The organism is Myxococcus dinghuensis (genome assembly GCF_024198235.1).
In the GTDB taxonomy this organism is placed as follows: domain Bacteria; phylum Myxococcota; class Myxococcia; order Myxococcales; family Myxococcaceae; genus Myxococcus; species Myxococcus dinghuensis.
Genome location: NZ_JAKCFB010000063.1, coordinates 21,523 through 38,345, shown reverse-complemented (window position 1 = coordinate 38,345; position 16,823 = coordinate 21,523). Strand labels below are relative to the sequence as shown.

General features: G+C 73.7%; 12 protein-coding genes. 6 read left to right on the top strand and 6 right to left on the bottom strand.

Translation table 11 applies throughout. The features are described 5' to 3' along the window. The 3 genes from LZ198_RS40350 to LZ198_RS40340 all read left to right on the top strand — a co-directional run. Positions 1–1,932: HEAT repeat domain-containing protein (locus LZ198_RS40350; RefSeq protein WP_253977503.1), on the top strand; the 1,932-nt coding region annotated here is incomplete at its 5' end. A gap of 22 nt (positions 1,933–1,954) precedes the next feature. Next, positions 1,955–3,490: a sensor histidine kinase gene (locus tag LZ198_RS40345; protein ID WP_253977502.1), complete on the top strand. Its 1,536-nt coding sequence runs from the start codon at positions 1,955–1,957 to the stop codon at positions 3,488–3,490. Continuing rightward, positions 3,487–4,878 (top strand): sigma-54-dependent transcriptional regulator, encoded by a 1,392-nt coding sequence (locus tag LZ198_RS40340; protein WP_253977501.1) that lies wholly within the window; start codon positions 3,487–3,489, stop codon positions 4,876–4,878. Before LZ198_RS40345 ends, LZ198_RS40340 begins: the two co-directional genes overlap by 4 nt. On the opposite strand, the gene LZ198_RS40335 is transcribed toward LZ198_RS40340, so the two are convergent. The 4 genes from LZ198_RS40335 to LZ198_RS40320 all read right to left on the bottom strand — a co-directional run bounded on the left by LZ198_RS40335 (position 4,879) and on the right by LZ198_RS40320 (position 11,476). After that, positions 4,879–6,246, bottom strand: coding sequence for a WS/DGAT/MGAT family O-acyltransferase (locus tag LZ198_RS40335; RefSeq protein ID WP_253977505.1), 1,368 nt, complete (start codon positions 6,244–6,246; stop codon positions 4,879–4,881). It lies immediately after the preceding gene. A 91-nt stretch (positions 6,247–6,337) separates the two neighbouring features. Next, positions 6,338–7,141, bottom strand: a complete 804-nt coding sequence (locus LZ198_RS40330) for a hypothetical protein (RefSeq protein ID WP_253977500.1) — start codon at positions 7,139–7,141, stop codon at positions 6,338–6,340. Positions 7,142–7,234: 93 nt separating this feature from the next. Next, the gene (locus LZ198_RS40325; protein ID WP_253977499.1) at positions 7,235–8,233 is read right to left on the bottom strand and encodes an SAM-dependent methyltransferase; all 999 of its coding nucleotides are present in this window, start codon (positions 8,231–8,233) and stop codon (positions 7,235–7,237) included. Between the two features lie 156 nt (positions 8,234–8,389). Continuing rightward, positions 8,390–11,476 carry an aminotransferase class I/II-fold pyridoxal phosphate-dependent enzyme gene (locus LZ198_RS40320; protein ID WP_253977498.1) on the bottom strand — a complete coding sequence of 1,029 codons (3,087 nt, stop codon included), beginning with the start codon at positions 11,474–11,476 and terminating at the stop codon, positions 8,390–8,392. A 140-nt stretch (positions 11,477–11,616) separates the two neighbouring features. On the opposite strand from LZ198_RS40320, the gene LZ198_RS40315 reads away from it, so the two are divergent. After that, positions 11,617–12,090: a hypothetical protein gene (locus LZ198_RS40315; RefSeq protein WP_253977497.1), complete on the top strand. Its 474-nt coding sequence runs from the start codon at positions 11,617–11,619 to the stop codon at positions 12,088–12,090. 108 nt (positions 12,091–12,198) lie between these two features. On the opposite strand, the gene LZ198_RS40310 is transcribed toward LZ198_RS40315, so the two are convergent. After that, positions 12,199–13,053 (bottom strand): serine protease, encoded by an 855-nt coding sequence (locus LZ198_RS40310; RefSeq protein WP_253977496.1) that lies wholly within the window; start codon positions 13,051–13,053, stop codon positions 12,199–12,201. A 285-nt stretch (positions 13,054–13,338) separates the two neighbouring features. Here LZ198_RS40310 and LZ198_RS40305 point away from each other — a divergent pair, with 285 nt between their 5' ends. Continuing rightward, positions 13,339–14,727: a hypothetical protein gene (locus LZ198_RS40305; protein WP_253977495.1), complete on the top strand. Its 1,389-nt coding sequence runs from the start codon at positions 13,339–13,341 to the stop codon at positions 14,725–14,727. A 3-nt stretch (positions 14,728–14,730) separates the two neighbouring features. On the opposite strand, the gene LZ198_RS40300 is transcribed toward LZ198_RS40305, so the two are convergent. Continuing rightward, positions 14,731–15,888 carry a site-2 protease family protein gene (locus tag LZ198_RS40300; RefSeq protein WP_253977494.1) on the bottom strand — a complete coding sequence of 386 codons (1,158 nt, stop codon included), beginning with the start codon at positions 15,886–15,888 and terminating at the stop codon, positions 14,731–14,733. Positions 15,889–16,100: 212 nt separating this feature from the next. Here LZ198_RS40300 and LZ198_RS40295 point away from each other — a divergent pair, with 212 nt between their 5' ends. After that, positions 16,101–16,814 carry a Coq4 family protein gene (locus LZ198_RS40295; protein WP_253977493.1) on the top strand — a complete coding sequence of 238 codons (714 nt, stop codon included), beginning with the start codon at positions 16,101–16,103 and terminating at the stop codon, positions 16,812–16,814. The last annotated feature ends 9 nt before the right edge of the window (positions 16,815–16,823 follow it).

The following is a 16,823-nucleotide window of genomic DNA, read 5'->3' as shown; positions in this document are numbered from 1 at the left end:
ACACCGACGGCCGCCCCCTCCGCGCCCAAGGGCGCCGCGAGCCCCGCCGTACCGCCTCGCGCGGCGGCCCCGACGCCCGCGAGCCCCGGCGCCCCCCAGGTGTGGCCTCCGGCGCCGCCCAAGGGCACCTCGCCGCCCCAGGTGTGGCCTCCGGGCCCGGTGGTGCCTCCGTCCGCCGCGGACGGCGCGCCGCCGTCCACGCTGCGCTTCGGCACGCCCATCGCCGGCGCCCGCGAGCTGCCCGTGCAGCCGCCGCCGCGCGCCGCGGAGCCCGCGTTCCTCGTCTTCCCCAACCCGGGCAAGGCCGCCGGGCCGCAGCCCGCGCCCAAGGCGCGCGCCGAGGCCGAGCCCCGTCCCGCGCTGACGCCCGCGAGCCACGAGGTCCCCGACTGGACGCTGGCCCAGGCGCGCGCGGCGCTGCGGGAGTCCACCCGGGAGCGCGACAAGCTCATCGACGTGGCGCTGCGCTTCGGCCGCCGCACCTTCGACTACGTCGCGGCGTTCGCGGTGCTGCGCGGCGCGGCGGTGGGCTGGGAGTCGCGGGGCGAGGGCATGGACGGCGAGGGGCTGGCCCAGGTGTCGGTGCCGCTCGACGCCAGCAGCGTCTTCCGCACGGTGGCCGTCACGCGGGGCAGCTACGCCGGCCCGCTTCCACCGGACGCGCTCACGCGGCACTACCTGGAGCTGTTCGGCCGCCAGACGCCGCGCACCGTCTTCCTGTACCCCGTGGAGGTGAAGGGCCGGCTGGTGGCCATCCTCTACGGTGACTGCGGCCAGAAGCCGATGAGCCAGCGGCGGCTGTCCGACTACATCCTGTTCTGCCAGGACCTGGCCTCCTCGTTCCAGGAGCTCATCCTCTTCCGCAAGCAGCGCGTCAGCGAGGCGCGCGGCCCCGAGGAGGAGATCGCCATCGACGTGGACGTGCCGGTCGCCGCCACGCCGCCGGTGCCCGCGCCCGCGGTGGTGGCGGGGCTGGGGTGGGGCCCGTTCTTCGGCCGGGGTGGCGCCGGCACCGTGGGTCGCGCCGCCGCGCTGCCGCCGCGCGTGCAGTCCCAGGAGGAGCGCCCGCCGCCCGACTTCGCGCCGCTCCTGCGCCGCCTCACCGGTCCGGACGCCGCGCAGCGCGCGGGCGCCATGGTGGAGCTGGCGCGCTCGCCCGAGGCCAGCGCCCGCGTCCTCGCCCAGCACTTCCCCGGCCCCACCGCGTGGAGCCGCCTGCCGGTGGTGGAGCTGCCGGAGGCGGACGAGCTGGGTCCCATCCCCGCGGCGATGTCGCGGCTGGGGCGTCCCGCCGCGCAGGCCCTGGCGCCGCTGCTCGACTCGCACGACCCGGACACGCGCTACTTCGCGCTGCTGACGGCCGGCAACCTGCCCTACGTGGACCTGGTGGACGGCGTGCTGCGCGGCCTGTTCGACCTGGAGCCGGACATCTCCAGCGCCGCGCGCGTGGCCGCCGCGGCCCTCAAGCAGTTGCCCCGGATGGACAGCGCCATGCGCGAGCTGCGCCAGGAGCTGCAGAGCCGGGACATGATGCGCCGCGCGCTCGCCGCCCGGGCGCTGGGCACGCTGCACGACCGAGACGCCGTCGAGGGGCTCATCCAGCTCACCGGCAGCGACGACGAGATGTGCGCCCAGGCCGCCGCGGAGGCGCTGCGCGAGGTGACGCGCATGCCGCTGGGCCTCGGCCCCCGGCAGTGGGCCGCGTGGTGGGCGGAGAACCGCAGCCGTCGCCGCGCGGACTGGCTCATCGCCGCCCTGCGCCACCGCGAGCTGGACGTGCGGCTGGCCGCCATCGAGGAGCTGAGCCGCGCCCTCAACGACACGCTCGGCTACTACGCGGACGCCCCCGAGGCCGAGCGCGAGCTGGCGGTGCGCCGGTGGGAAGCCGCCGCGGTGGACCCGGCCAACGCGCGCCGGCTCGGCCTGCTCTAGACTCCCTCGCGAGGAGGGCGTCATGACGGGCGCGATGTGGATCAGCCTGGTCGCCTGCGCGGGGCAGCTCGCCCTGGCGGGGCTGGCGCTCGCGCGCGTGGGCCGCAGCCCCCTGGCCCTGCCGCTGTCGCTGCTCTCCATCGCCCTGTCGACGTGGAACTTCACCAACTTCGCCCTGGAGCGCTCGGGCGAGCCGGGCTGGCGGCTGGTGGGCTTCGCCGCCGCGCTGATGACGGTGCCGTGCACGCTGCACTTCAGCCTCGCCTTCGTGGGCCGGCGGCGGCGCTCGGCGTGGGCCATGTTCGGCACCTACGCCGTCGTCGGCGGCCTCTCGCTGACGATGCTCGTGGCGCTGGGCGCGCCCGCGCTGGCGGCGAGGCTGCTCACGCTGCGCTTCGGCCTCACCGTCACCGCGCTGGTGGCCCCGCCGCTGGGAGGCGCGTTCGCGCTGCTGGTGCTGCACCTGCGCGGCGCGCTCCAGCCGGACGAGCGCGCCCGCGCGGGGCTGGTGGTGCTGGGCCTGACGCTGCTGGTGGCGCTGCTGCTGACGGAGCTGGCGGTGGAGCTGGGCCTGCGGCGGGTGCCCCGGCTCGGCAACCTGGGCACGCTGCTGGGCCTGCCGGTGATGGCCCTCGCGTCGCTGCGCTTCGGCCTCTTCGGGCGCGACGCGGGCGCGACGCGCATGGCGCTGCACGCGCTGGTGCTGGCGAGCGGGGGCGTCGTCGCCTACCTCGCCGTCTTCCAGCTCTTCGCCGGGGAGACGGGCGCGCTGGTGATGTTCACCACCGCCATCACCTTCGCGCTGCTCGCGGCGACCCGGCGCGGCGTCACCGCCTACGTCACCCGCGGCGAGCGCATGGAGCGGCTGGCCACGCTGGGGCGCTTCTCCGCGCAGATGGCGCACGACCTGAAGAACCCCATCGCGGCGATGAAGGGCGCGGCGCAGTACCTCAAGGAGGAGCACGCGCGCGGCCAGCCCTGGGACGGGCACGGCGAGTTCCTGGACCTGATGCTGGAGCAGGTGGACCGGCTGGGCCGCGTGGTGGACACGTACCAGCGCCTGGCCCGCGTGGAGCCGCTGCCGCGCCCCGTGGAGCTGGGCCGCCTGGTGGAGACGGTGCTGTCGCTCCAGGCCTTCGCGAGCCCCGACCGCGTCGCGCTGGTGCGCGAGCTGGAGGCGGGCCTGCCGCCGTGCGCCGGGGACGAGGACCTCTTGGCCAACGCGCTGGAGAACCTGGTGCGCAACGGCGTGGAGGCCATGCCCCGGGGAGGCACCCTCACCGTGCGCACCCTGCGGGACGGCGCGCGGGTGGCCCTGGAGGTGCGGGACACCGGCGAGGGCATGGACGCGCGCACCCGGGAGCGCGCCTTCGACGACTTCTTCACCACCAAGGCCTCCGGCAGCGGCCTGGGCCTGGCCTTCGTCCGGCGCGTGGTGGAGGCCCACGGCGGCGAGGTGGTCCTGACAAGCCGGGAAGGCCACGGTACGGTGGTCCGCCTGCGCCTGCCGGTGGACACCGGCCACACCGGCGAGGGCGCCCGAGGAGAAGCCGCGTGAGCGAGTCGTTGAGGGGAAGCGTGCTGCTGGTGGACGACGACCCGGCGGTGGCCAAGGTGCTGGGCGCGCTCCTGACGCAGGCAGGGCTGACGACGCACGCGGCGCGGGACGGGCGCGAGGCGCTCTCCGTGCTGGAGCGCCGGGCCGTGGACGTGGTGGTGAGCGACGTGCGCATGCCCGGCATGGACGGGATGACGTTGCTGTCCGAGGTGGCCCGGGGCTGGCCGGACGTGCCCGTCATCCTGCTCACCGCGCACGGCACCGTGCCGCTCGCGGTGGAGGCGATGAAGGCCGGCGCGGCGGACTTCGTGCTCAAGCCGTTCGACCGGGAGGAGCTTCTCTTCACCATCCGCAAGGCGCTCCTGCGCGCGCAGGGCGAGGCCTCCCGCGAGCCCCTGCGCCTGGGCGGGGGCTTCGTCGGGAGCAGCCGGGGCCTCGCGGAGGTGCAGGCGCTGCTGGCGAAGGCCGCGTCGGGCACGGCCACGGTGCTGCTGCGCGGCGAGTCCGGCACCGGCAAGGAGCTGGCGGCCAAGGCGGTGCACGAGCACAGCCCCCGGCGCGCCGGCCCCTTCGTGAAGCTGCACTGCGCGGCGCTGCCGGACACGCTGCTGGAGAGCGAGCTGTTCGGCTACGAGAAGGGCGCCTTCACCGGCGCGGCCACGCGCAAGCCGGGCCGCGTGGAGCTGGCCCACGGCGGCACGCTGTTCCTCGACGAGATCGGCGACATCTCCCCCGCCGTGCAGGTGAAGCTCCTGCGCGTCATCCAGGAGCGGGAGCTGGAGCGCCTGGGCGGCACGCAGACGCTGAAGGTGGACGTGCGCTTCGTGGCGGCCACGCACCAGCCGCTGGAGGAGCTGGTGAAGGCGGGGCGCTTCCGCGAGGACCTCTTCTACCGGCTCAACGTGGTGCCCGTGTGGCTGCCGCCCCTGCGCCAGCGCCCCGAGGACATCGAGCCGCTCGCGCTCCACTTCCTCGACGTGCACGCGAAGGCCAACGGCCGCCCGCCCTTCACCCTCACCCCGGACGGGCTCGCGGTGCTCCAGGCCCAGCCGTGGCCGGGCAACGTGCGCCAGTTGCAGAACTTCCTGGAGCGGCTGGTGGTGCTGTCGGACGGGCAGGAGCTCACCGGCGCGGACGTGACGCGGGAGCTGGGGCGCCAACCCGGCCTCGCGCCGGCGCCTGGCGCTCCCGACGTGGCGCCCCCGGCGGCCCAGGCGACGGGCACGGACGCGGCGCGCACGCTGGAGTCCCAGCGCAAGGACACGGAGAAGCAGGCGCTGGCGGACGCGCTGAAGCGCGCGAACGACAACCGCACGCTGGCCGCGCGGCTGTTGGGCATCAGCCGCCGCACGCTCTACAACAAGCTGGAGGAGCACGGCCTCCTGTAGTCACGCCGCGAGCGACGCCAGGGCCTCGAACTCGTCGTGGAAGGCCTTCACGAGGTCCCTCGGCTCGGGCACGCGCTCCGCGTCCGCCGCCACGCCCACCGTCACCTGCCCCGCGTAGCTGAACAGGCTCACGCCCAGCCCCAGGTGGCCCGTCTGGGGCACCCAGAACGTCAGCTCCCGCAGCCGCGCGCCCGCCAGCGACACCGGAGCCCGAGGGCCCGGCACGTTGGTCGCCACGAGCGACGCCTTCGAACCGAAGAGGTCCACCACCGCGCGCTCCAGCGGGGCCGGCGTCAGGCCCAGCAGCTCCAGGGCGCCGAACGTCACCACCGCCTCCGGCGAGCGCTTCACCGCCAGCATCCGCCGGGACAGCTCGCGCAGCCGGCGCCGGGGCTCCTCGATGTGGATGGGCAGCCGCAGGAACACCACGCCGAAGCGGTTGCCCAGCTCCCGGGGCACCGGCACGTCCAGGGGCCGCAGGTTCACCGGGACCAGGGCGTGCAGGTCCTCGGGCGGCACGTCGAGCGACTCGAGGTAGCGCCGCAGCGCGCCCGCCAGCGTCGCCAGCAGCACGTCGTTCACCGTGCCGTCCAGCGCGCGCCCGAGCGCCTTCACCCGCTCCAGGGGGATGCTGGCGGACCAGGCGGCGCGCTTGTGCAGGCCCAGCGGGCCGTGCAGCGGCGTACGAGGGTCCGGGGGAATCGCCATCAGCCGCCCCAGCGCGACGGCGCCCAGCGCCCCCTGCCGCATCAGGTCTCCCGCGAGGATGGGCTCCGCCGCCAGCTCCATGCCCTTGCGCACCACCGCGCGCGCCGTCCCCGCCGCCGACAGCGCCCGCCGCGTCCACTTCTCCAGGCCGCTGAGGGGACGATGGGCCGCGGGCTCGTCCACCACCGCCGCGGCGTCGCCGTCATCGGCGAGCGTCAGCAGCACGCGCGCCAGGGCGATGCCGTCCGCGAGGCAGTGGTGCACGCGCGACAGCAGCACGTCGCCTCCGGGCGCGCCCTCCAGGACGTGCAACTGCCACAGCGGGCGCGCGCGCTCCAGGGGCGTGCTCATCCACTGGCCCACCAGCGACTCCAGGGCCCCCGGCTCGCCCGGCGAGGGCACGGGCAGGCGCACCAGGTGCGCGTCCAGGTCGAAGTCCTCCGCGTCCACCCAGGAGGGCAGGCCCAGGCGGCCCACCACCACCTTCTGCCGGAAGCGGGGATAGCGCTCCACCAGGCGCGTGCGCACCAGCTCGCGCAGGCGCGCGAAGTCCAACCGGCCGTCGAAGCCGAGCACGGACGTAATCATCATCAGGTTGGCGGGCTCGTCCATGTGGAACCAGAGCGCGTCCACGCTCGCCATCCGCTCATGAGACACCATCATGTCCGGGCCCTCCCTCGCGCACGCCCGTGTCGGAGCACGCTCCCGCACTCTCGCACGGCGCGCGCCCTCTTCGGGAACACACGAGGCCCTATTTCGCGCTGCGAACCCGGTCGAACTGGAAGGTCTGCTTCGTGCGGTCGTCCACGGTGAGCGTCAGCTTGTGGCGCTCCATCTCCCAGAGGTACGTGCCCCCCCGGAAGCGCAGCTTGCCGCGAGACAGGGGGATGACCCGCGCCTCGCCGCACACCGGCCCCACGGCCTGCCCGTCCCGCGTGCGCAGCCGCAGCGTGTCCTTGCCCACCACCTCCACCGTGCCCCAGGCGCGCACCGCCAACGAGTTGCCCTCCCCCAGCGTCGCGTCCTTCAGCGCCGTGCTCAGCACGAAGCACCCCTCCGGGGTGATGAGCAGCGAGCGCGCGTAGTCCGCCCGGGGCTGGGGCTCGATGCGGTGGGCCCGGCCGTCATCCACGTCGGGCAGGCTCGCCGCCGCCAGCCGCCACGTCCCCACCAGGTCCTTGGGCACGGACGTCGACGAGGCCAGCCGCCCCTCCCCACACGGGCTGCCCACCTCCTTCTCCGGGCTCGGCGGCGCGGGCTCGAAGGCCTGCTGGCAGGTGGAGGCGCACCTGCGCGCGGAGCACCGCGAGTCCTCCGGAGCGCAGCCGGCCTTCGCGGTGCAGGACTTGAGGCGCGACAGGGCCTCCTCGCACCCCTCGCGCATACACTGGTCGATGCAGTCCGCGTCGATGCACTCGGCCACGCACACCCAGTTGGCGGTGCCACACACCCCCGCGAGGGTCCTGGGAGGCCCGGACGCCGACTCCTGCGCCCGCGCGACACCCACGACCCCCAGGAGGACTCCCAGCGCGATGAACCGTCCGATGGAACGCATGCCGGGATGCAAGCTAGCCACGACCCCGCGCGGGAGGACCCTCCCCACCGGGAGATGTCCACCCGCGAGCACCCGCCGCGCTCCCCTCCTCGCTCAGCAGAAGTGCCAGCGCCAGGTGCGCACGTCGGCGGGGTCCGCCAGCTCCACCTCGAAGGAGAGCGTCTCGAAGCGCTCGAACTCGCGCGAGTCGGTGCGCAGCAGCATCATCCCCGCGTGGTTCTGCCCGCGCAGGGGCGACACGGTGAAGGACAGCTCCGCGTCGAAGGCGACCTTGTAGAAGAGGCAGAAGCCGTCCACGCGCCCCTCCTCCACCACGGGCCGCTCGAAGCGCACGCGGTGCGGCAGCCCGTCCGCCATCATCGTCTCCAGGTCGAAGGCGAAGGCCGGCTCCGGGTCGCACAGCAGGTGGTCCACCTCGTACGAGCGCACCACGCGCGTGAAGTACGAGGGGTTCATCGCCTCGCGCAGCGTCTGCAGGCAGCTGTAGTCCACGCTGGGGAAGCGCTGGCTCCAGATGAAGGGGATGCACGCCTCGTCGCGCAGCTGCACCGGCTCCATGAAGACCTCGAAGCGGTTGGGCAGGATGCGGCCCCCCGGCTTGAGCAGCCGCGAGCGCAGGTCCAGCATCCTCGGCACCAGCCCCGCGTCGAACAGGGCGTCCCCCAGCAGCTCGTGCAGCAGCACGTCCACCTTCTCCGGCGGCTGGTAGTGCCACGGGTGCGCGCGCACGAAGTCGATGTCCTCCAGGCCGTTGCGCCGCGCCACCCACTGCGCCGTGTCCAACAGCCGCGTGCCGTCCACCGCGTACAGCCGCCGGGGACGCCGCGCCGCCGCCACGAAGGTGCGCAGCCCCGTGCCGGAGCACACGTCCATCACCACGTGCCCCGGACGGACATACCGCTCACACGCCTTCTGCCACGCCAACACCCGCGCCGGGTCCGCCAGCGCCGAGTCCTGGGGCGCGGGACTGGACAAGGCCAGGCTGTCCGGCACCACGTTGCGCAGCGGCAACTGGGAGACCAGCGGCAGATGACTCAGCCGTGAGCGCAGGTCCATCAATGCCTGTCGAGGCAGGTCGAGCAGATTCGCCATGTCATTCCCGGTGCAGGGGGGAACTCCCGTCCCGGCGGGGGCCGGGACTCGGAGCAGGAATTCCAGACCATGCCGGATTTTCTCGACCATCCCCATCCAGCGCGGGGGCAGGAGGACTGTCCCCGCGTGAACAGGCGTGCCGCCCGCAACGTGGCGTCAGCCGCCCTTCGCCGGGCCGAGCTTCGCGCCGAAGGCCTTCAGCCGCTCGCACGCCGTCATCAGCTTCCCGCGGGGGATGGAGAAGACGGCGCGCACGCGCTCCGAATCACCACACCACGGACCGCCATTCACCACGACGTGCGTGTGCGCGTACAGCACGCGCGGCAGGTTCTCCGGGGTGAGCGTCTCGCCGTCGACCGTCTGTCCCAGCCACGCGGTCATGCGGGGCGCGACGAAGAGTCCGCCCACGTCCCCCACCTCCGCGCGCCCGTCCCCGGGCAGGGCGTGGAGGACCAGGTCGCGCAGCTCCGCCAGCTCGCGCCGCATCTTCGTGAGGAAGGCGCGCAGGGCGCGGTGGCGCGGGGGATAGAGCAACTGCCCCTCCGGTCCCCGCGCGTACGCCGCGTAGAGGTAGGCCGCCGCGCGCGCGGTGACCAGGTGCAGCACGCCCGGCCCCGCCTCGCGCACCGCCGACGCCAGCGCCCGGTCCCGGGTGGCGAGCCACCCCACGCGCAACCCGCCCGCGGCGAACTCCTTGGACAGCCCCCCGAGCACCACCGTGCGCGCGCCCACGCCGGGCACCGCGCCCTCCAGCGTCACCGGGCTGTGCACCGTCTCCGCCGTGGGGCTGGTGAGGTTGACCAGCCCGAAGATTTCGTCCGACACCAGCAGGCACCGCTGCTCCACCACGTAGCTGGCCAGCGCCACCAGCTCCTCGCGCGCCACGTAGACGCCCGTGGGGTTGGAGGGCTGCGAGACGACGACGACGTCCGGCGCCGCGCCCTGCCCCCGCCGCGCCAACAACTGCGTCAGCGGGCCCTGCTCCACGTCACACCCGGCGGAGACGAACGTGGGCGGCAGGACGCCGTAGCACGGCGTGGCCACGAACACGCGGGGCGTGCGCCCCAGCCGCTTGCGCAGGGCCACGCCCAGGTGGTGGATGAGCGGCCACACCCCCGGCGCCACGACCAGCTCCTCCGGCACGTAGCGCGAGGCGCGCGTCTCCAGGAGGAAGGCCGCCACGGCCTCCGACAGGCCCGTCTGCGCGCCGGACTCGCGCGGCGCGGCCGAGGCGGCGACGAGCCCCTCGATGAGCGGCTGCGGCAGCGGCCCCTCGTTCTCGCCGTAGTCCAGGCGCACCAGCTCCGGGTCGTCGTCGCGGAAGACCTTGGGCGCGAAGGCCGGGTACCCCGCGAGCTTCCGGATGCGCGACGAGCGCGGCAGCGTCACCACCGGCGCGCCCCGCGGCCCCGGCGCCTCCGCCTCCGCGAAGGAGATGCGGAAGGACAGGAGGTCCGCGAACGTCCGCTCGTAGAACCACTGCGCCAGCGTGCTGATGCGCGAGTACGTCACCTCCGCCGCCACCTCCAGGTCGCCGCGCAGGGGCTCCGGCACGGGCAACAGGAGCGTCAGCTCCAGGTCCGGCCACACCGCGTTCTTCACCAGCCCGTAGAGCACCACGAGGTTGGGCGCGTACGGCTCGCGCGCCAGGAACTCGAACAGCGTGAGCGGCTCCACCTCGCCGGTGATGTTGAAGAAGGCGCTCTCGTCCAGCACCACCCAGATGCCCCGCCGCGCCGTCTCCGCGAGGATGTCGCGCAGCACCGCCAGGTTGGTGCGCTCGCCCTTCTCCACCGTGAGCAGCACCATCTTCACGTCGAAGGCGGACACCAGCCGGCGAATCTCCGACAGCGTGCTGTGCGTCACCGTGGCGCGCACGCCCGCCTTCTCCAGCGCCCGCGCGTAGAGCGGGTGCAGGTTGCGCGACACCAGCACCTCGTCGCCCGGGTCGCACGTGGCCATCAGCAGCGAGTACACCGCCTGCTCGCGCTCGGGCGCGACGAACACCTCCTCCTTCGCCAGCCGCAGGCCGAAGTAGCGCTCCAGGTAGCGCGCCACCTGCCCCCGGAACGACGCGTCCCCCGCCTCGTGCGCGTACGGCAGCAGCGGCCCCTTCGCCAGCCGCCCCGCCAGCGCCGCGACGAAGCCCAGCTGCTCCGGCGACGTGGCCCCCAGGTCCAGCTCCTCCTGGAGCGCGGACGCGCCCAGCTCCCGCAGGGCCTGCCGCAGGGCCAGCGTCTCGCGGGGCCGCGTCAGGTGCGCCTCCCATACGGCGACCTCGTGCCACACCGGGTGCCCCGCCTGCAGCCACCCCAGCGCGGTGGCCGCGCGCAGCGGCTCCGGGCTGCGCGCCTCCATGAAGAACTCGAACTCGCGCCCGGTGCGCTGCTCCAGCGCCACCAGCGGGCGGATGTCCGTGTCCGCCGCCTGCATCACCCGCCGCGCCACGCGCACCCGCGTGGTGAAGCCGCGCCGCGTGAACATCCGGTCGATGATGGGCCGGCCCGGACGGCCCGCCAGGTTGAGCAGCAGCCGCCCCGTGGGCGCCAGCCGCTCCGGCACCTCGTCCAACAGCCGCGCGATGAGCCCCAGGCCGAAGTGGTCCTCGTACACGTTCTGCAACGTGCAGTAGTTGGAGAGGTCGTACAGGGCCTGCTCGTCCGCCTGGGACAGCTCCGCGGGCAGCTCCTCCGTGCGCAGCACCTGCGGGATGCAGCCCACCACGAAGTCCCACGGCGGGTCGCCCGACACGCCGCGCAGCAGGTCGCTCTCCCCGAAGGACAGCCGGGATACGAGTGTCTCGTCTCCGTTGAGCCACGCGTTACAGCGGGCCACCACCGGCGAGTGCGGATTGAGGTCCGCGCCGTGGATGTGCGAAAGGCGCGTGAACTTCGCCAGCGCGATGCAGATCCACCCGGAGCCCGCGCCCACCTCCACCAGCCGCTTGCCGGTGTACTCGTCCAGGGGGACGTGCAGCAGCCCCTCGAGGAACGTATAGGCCCACGCCTCCGGGGCGAAGATGGAGGGGAGCAGGAACAGCTCCAGCCGCTCCTGCGACGCCCCCGCCGCCACCGTCACCGTCACCAGCCGCAGCGGCGCCGACTCGGGCCGCTCCCGCGACAGCTCCGCCAGTTCGCGCAGCTCCACCCGCGCGTGGGCACGACGCTCCGGGTGGGACAGGTCCTCGGAGAGTGCGCGCAGCAGGTGGAAGGCTTCTCGGGGAGACGCGGGATAGGTCGCCATGGCGCGCGGACTGTCCCGAGCGACCCGCCCCCTGTCAACGAACCCGTGGCGTCCGTACGCAACAGTTTGGCGCGACCGCGCGCATCAAGAATCCCCGCGTGGGGCGTCTTAGGCACGTGGTGGGTGGGATGGAGGAAGTCATGACGTCGGTCACGCTCGTGGGCAGACCCCGTGGTGGAGAGGGGGCACTGATGAACCTGGACTTCGGAACGCCGGGCCTCACCGGCATGCAGATGCAGGGACGAGTGAACACGCCTCCAAGATGGAACCGGGTCCCTCGGGACCCTGCCCGTGTGCGTTGGGAGGCCCAACCGTGGCGTCGCCAGCTCCGCGACCCGCAGGAGTTCGAGACGCCCGTGTCCCGGGAGGCGCTGGTGAAGGCGCTGGTCGACGAGGGTCTGGAAGTGGACGCGGAGGTCGCGCGCTTCGCCGGTGTGGCGGAGGACACGGACTGCATCAGCATCGCGCAGGTGGTCCGGTTCGCGGACCTGCTGACGCGGCGCATGACGCTGGCCGAGTCGGACGACCAGATGCTCCAACTGGCCTACCTGCGACGCAACGCGCAGGACCTGGCGGAGCGGATGATCGACTGGGCCAACACCGGCCGGCTCTGACGGCGAGCCGGCCAGCGCCCGGGGCTTCGAGGGGGGGAACGGTGGAGCAGCGGTGCGGACTGGCTTCGCGCCGCGGCTCCACCGGGAAGTTCCCGGGCACTGGACGGACTACTTCACGCTGCTCAGGGCCTTGATCTGCGCGTTGATCCACGGGATGTAGGTGGACACCCGCGCGTAGATGCCGGGCAGCCCGGCCCGCGCGCAGCCCACGCCGAAGCTCACGATGCCCTGCTGGACGAATTTGCCAGCCCCGTTCTTGAAGACGAGCGGGCCGCCGCTGTCACCCTGGCACGAATCCTTGCCGCCTTGCGTGTAGCCGGCGCCGAACATCGCCACCGGGTCGATCTGGATGCCCTGGCTCGCGTACTGCGCGGCCACGGTGCGGTGGGGGACGACCGGAACTCCCACCTGCATCAGGATGGACGAGGTGTCGTAGCCGCCCTCCCGCGTCAGGCCCCAGCCCGCGACCGTCCCCTCCGCGCCGTCCGCCACCTGCGCCCCCGCCGAGGGCAACAACACGGGCTGGATGGTCGACGTGAATCGGATGGGCTGCGCGAGCTTGACGATGGCGATGTCGTTGAGCGTCGCGTCCGGGTCGTATTGGGGATGGTAGACCGTCCGCGAGCCCTGGACGGTGACCTGTCCCGCGGGGGGCCGGGTGAGGTCGTGAGCGCCCGCGGACGCGGTGAGCCCGCTGGTGCCGTCATAGACGCAGTGCGCGGCCGTGAGGACGATGTCGGAGGCCTCCACGCTCTGCGAGACGCGGAGGAGCGAGCCTCCGCAGAAGTGGCTCCCGTACTGCTGCAAGCTGATGATCCACGGGTGGGAGTTCGGGCGCGCCTCCACGCCGCCGACGATCTCCTGCCCGACGGCGTCCACCGCGCCGAGCGGCGACGGCTCCACCGGCTCACCACCACAGCCCATCAGTCCCACCGCGGCCACCACTGCACATACCGAACGCATGAACCCCTCGTTGTCCGAATCCGCGAGGAGCCTGTGCAAGCCCTGCGCCCAGGCGGCGTGAGACAGCTCCCGAGACACGTCTCATGAACAGCGGGGCGAGGAAGCGTCGTTGACGCGTCATGGACGCGGCGCGGGCGGAGGATGACGTGTCACCCGTGGGGCCCGGGCGTTCCGGCGCGCCATCGTCCACCACTGGCCGTTCGGTGGGGGGTGAACCGGGGGAGCGCCACGGCGGGGCCGCGAGCGCCTTGACAGGGGTGGAGTCCCGCTGCTCTCACGGAGACCATGCTCTCCTCGCTCGTCCTCGCCGCCGCGCTGACCGCGGCTCCCGCGCCCCGCTCGGCGGCCTCCGCTCAGACGGTGGTGCACGTCCCCAAGCTGGATGCCCTCACGGGGCTGTCCGCCTTCCTGGAGCGGGCGGGGACGTACGCCGCGTTGCTGCGCCCCTCGGCGTGGAGCGCGGAGCTGCATCCGTTCCTCACCATCGACCCCACGCGCCCCCAGACGTTGAGCGCGGTGGGCCTGGACCCGACGGGCCCCGCGACGGTGTCGCTGCGCGAGGATGGCCGCGTGTCCTGCATGCGCGTGGCGGACGTGGCGCTCTTCCAGCAGAAGGCGGCGGAGGCCATCACCGCCGCGGGGGGCGAGCCGACGAAGCCCACGACGTCGAAGGGCATCACCACGGTGACGACGAAGCGCACCGACGGCGGCGGCATGGGCTACGCGCTCAAGGGCAAGGACGTCTGTGCCTTCGGCGCGGCGGACGAAGGCAGCGCGGCGCTGCTCAAGGAGTCGGTGAAGCTGGTGGGCAAGGCGCCCGCGCCGGACGCGCGGCTGGGCAAGGTGGCCGGCGTGGCGTTCCTCACCAACGGGGGCACGGTGCTGGGGCTGGATGGCACGGGCACGGTGCTGAAGGTGGACGGCACGGCGACGAAGCTGCCGCTGCCGCCGTTCCAGGCGCGCGCGGCCAGCCCCTACGGGGGGATGAAGCCGGAGGGCCTGCTCTTCTCGCGCGTCGCGGTGGCGCCGACGGGCGTGTCCCAGGCGGTGGGCTCGCTGCGCGCGAACCTCCAGGCCGTGTGCGCGGCCTGCCAGAAGGAGCAGGTGCAGGCGGTGGCGGACCTGGTCGCGAAGCAGCTCACCGGCAACATGCTGGTGAGCATGCGCAACGTGCAGGTGCGCGGCTCGCTGCGGTCGCAGGAGGCGCGCTTCTTCGCGGTGAAGCAGGCGGTGGCCGCGGAGGTGACGGACGCGGCGGCGGTGAAGAAGGCGCTGGCGCCGCTCTCGGACTTCCCCGGCGTGAAGGTGCTGGAGGACGGCTGGACCCTGGGCGTGAAGGGCGGCACCGTCTTCGTGCGGCTGAAGGGCAAGCAGCTCGTGGTGGGCAACGACGAGACGGCGACGCAGGCCGTGCTGGCGGCGCTGCCGGAGACGGGCGCGAAGCTGGAGCGGGCGGCGGACTTCTCGCTCGACCCGAAGCTGCTCGCGCAGGGGCTGTCCCAGGTGTCGCTGACGGACGTGATGTCCAACGAGCAACTGGCCGCGATGTTCGCCGCCAGCTCGGAGCTGGGCCCCCTGCTGTCGCGCAGCGAGCGCATCACCGGGTGGATGGACAGCGCCCCGGGCGGCGCGCACCGCTTCGCCTTCGACTGGACGCTTCCCGAATCCCGGTAGCGCTCAAGCCGGCCGCTCCTGCCGCCACCCGCGCCCCTCCCGCTCCGCGCGCTCCGCCCGGGCCTGGAGCAGCGTCATGCCGCGCTGGATGTCCTCGAGGTCCAGCGTGCCCACCAGCCGCTCCCACGCGTCCACCACGACGAGCAGGGGGGCCTGGGCCTCCGCCATGCGCCGCAGGGCCCGCCACCCGTCCTCGTCCTGCTTCACGAGCACCGCCGGGCGCATCACGTCGCGCGCCACGCGGATGTCGCGCGCGTGCTCGGACACGGTGCGGATCTCCTCGACGCCCACCAGGCCCACCGGGTGGTCGCCGTCCGTCACCGGGAGCGCCGTGCGCCGCTCGCGCCGCAGGTTCCACAGCGCGTCGTCCAGCGACATCGTCGCCTCCACCCCCACCACCCGCGGCGTCATCAACTCCGACACCGCCACGCCCTCCAGCAGCGCCTTCATCCGCACCTGGCGCGCCTCGCCCTCCGCGCCCATGTAGATGAAGAAGGCGATGACCACGAGGAAGGGGTTGAGCGACACCGCCCCCCACAGGCCGAACAGCACCGCGAAGCCCCGCCCCAGCAGCGACGCCACGCGCGTGGCGCGCACCAGCCCCAGCCGCCGCGTCAGCAGCGCGCGCACGATGCGCCCCCCGTCCATGGGGAACGCCGGCAGCAGGTTGAACAGCCCCAGGAACAGGTTGAGGCTCGCCAGGTAGAAGCACGCGAACTGGAGGTTGAACGAGCCCGTCGCGCGCACCAGCACCATCGCCCCGCCGAACACCACCGCCAACCCGATGCTCGTCAGCGGGCCCACCAACGCCATCAGCGCCTCGTCGCGCGCGCGGGGCGGCGGCTCCGTCAGCTCCGACACACCGCCCACCATCATCAGCGTGATGGAGCGCACCTTGCCGCCCCGCCACAGCGCGTACACGGTGTGCGCCATCTCGTGGGCGAACACGGAGGCGAACAACCCCACCGCCACCCCCAACCCCCACAGCCACGGCGAGCCGGACAACCGCTCCGGCGGCACCTCCGCCACCTGCGCCGCGCGCTGGAACGCCCCGCCGAACAGGTACGCCAGCAGCGGCAGCACGAGCAGCAGCGTGTAGTGCGCGCGGATGGGGATGCCGCGGAACACGCCCAGCCTCAACGAACCTCGCGACTCGGGCACCCGGGCCTCCCTTGCATGGCGTCCGGCCCTCAAGCTCCATCCCACTGCCCGCTGTCGCACGCTGCCGGGGACGACGCGTTCGCCCGCCCGCTCCCTGAGTGTCCGCTCCCGGTCCCCCTCGATGTCCACCCGCCAGCACCCCCGCCCGCTTCCGCGCGCCGCACGGGGTGCCGGCCGCTAACCATGGCTCCACGCCCCCCACGGAGGACCCCATGCACAACCCCATGACCTATGCCCGCGAGGCCTGGCGGATGGCCCGCGTGCTGCGGGACCCCCACCGCCTGCCGGACATCATCGACCTGGCCCGCGTGCTCGCGCCGCCCATGGCCATGCGCCGCATGGTGGAGCGGCTCATGCGCCACCCCGACACCGCCCAGGCCCTGGTCGACCGGCCCCGCGTGGGCAGGCTCCACCTGCCGGAGCTGCGCGCGCTCCCGGAGGACACCCTCGGCCGCGTCTTCGCCGACCACCTCACCGCCAACGGCCTGGACCCGGACGCCCTCCCCTCCCGTCAGGCCCACACCGACGAGGAATACGTGCGCGCCCACCTGCTGGAATCCCACGACGTCTGGCACGTGCTCACCGGCTTCGGCACCGACGTGGCCGGGGAGCTGGGCCTGCAGGCCTTCGCGCTGGCCCAGGTGGGCAGCCCCTTCGCGCTCGGCATCCTCACCGGCGGACTCGCCAACACCCTGCTGTATGCCTTCTCCGAGCGAGAAGCACGGATGAGGGCCCTGACCCGAGGCTGGGTCCTGGGTCACCGCGCCCGGCCCCTCTTCGGCGTCCCCTGGCGCCGGTACTGGGCGTCTCCCCTGGAGGAGGTGCGCGCGCGGCTGGGGGTGGACCTGGCCTCGGTGGATACCCTGCTCCCACCCGAGGCGCACGCGACGCAGCCGGAGGGCGCGCACGCGCTCCTTTCGTGCTAGACGGCGCGG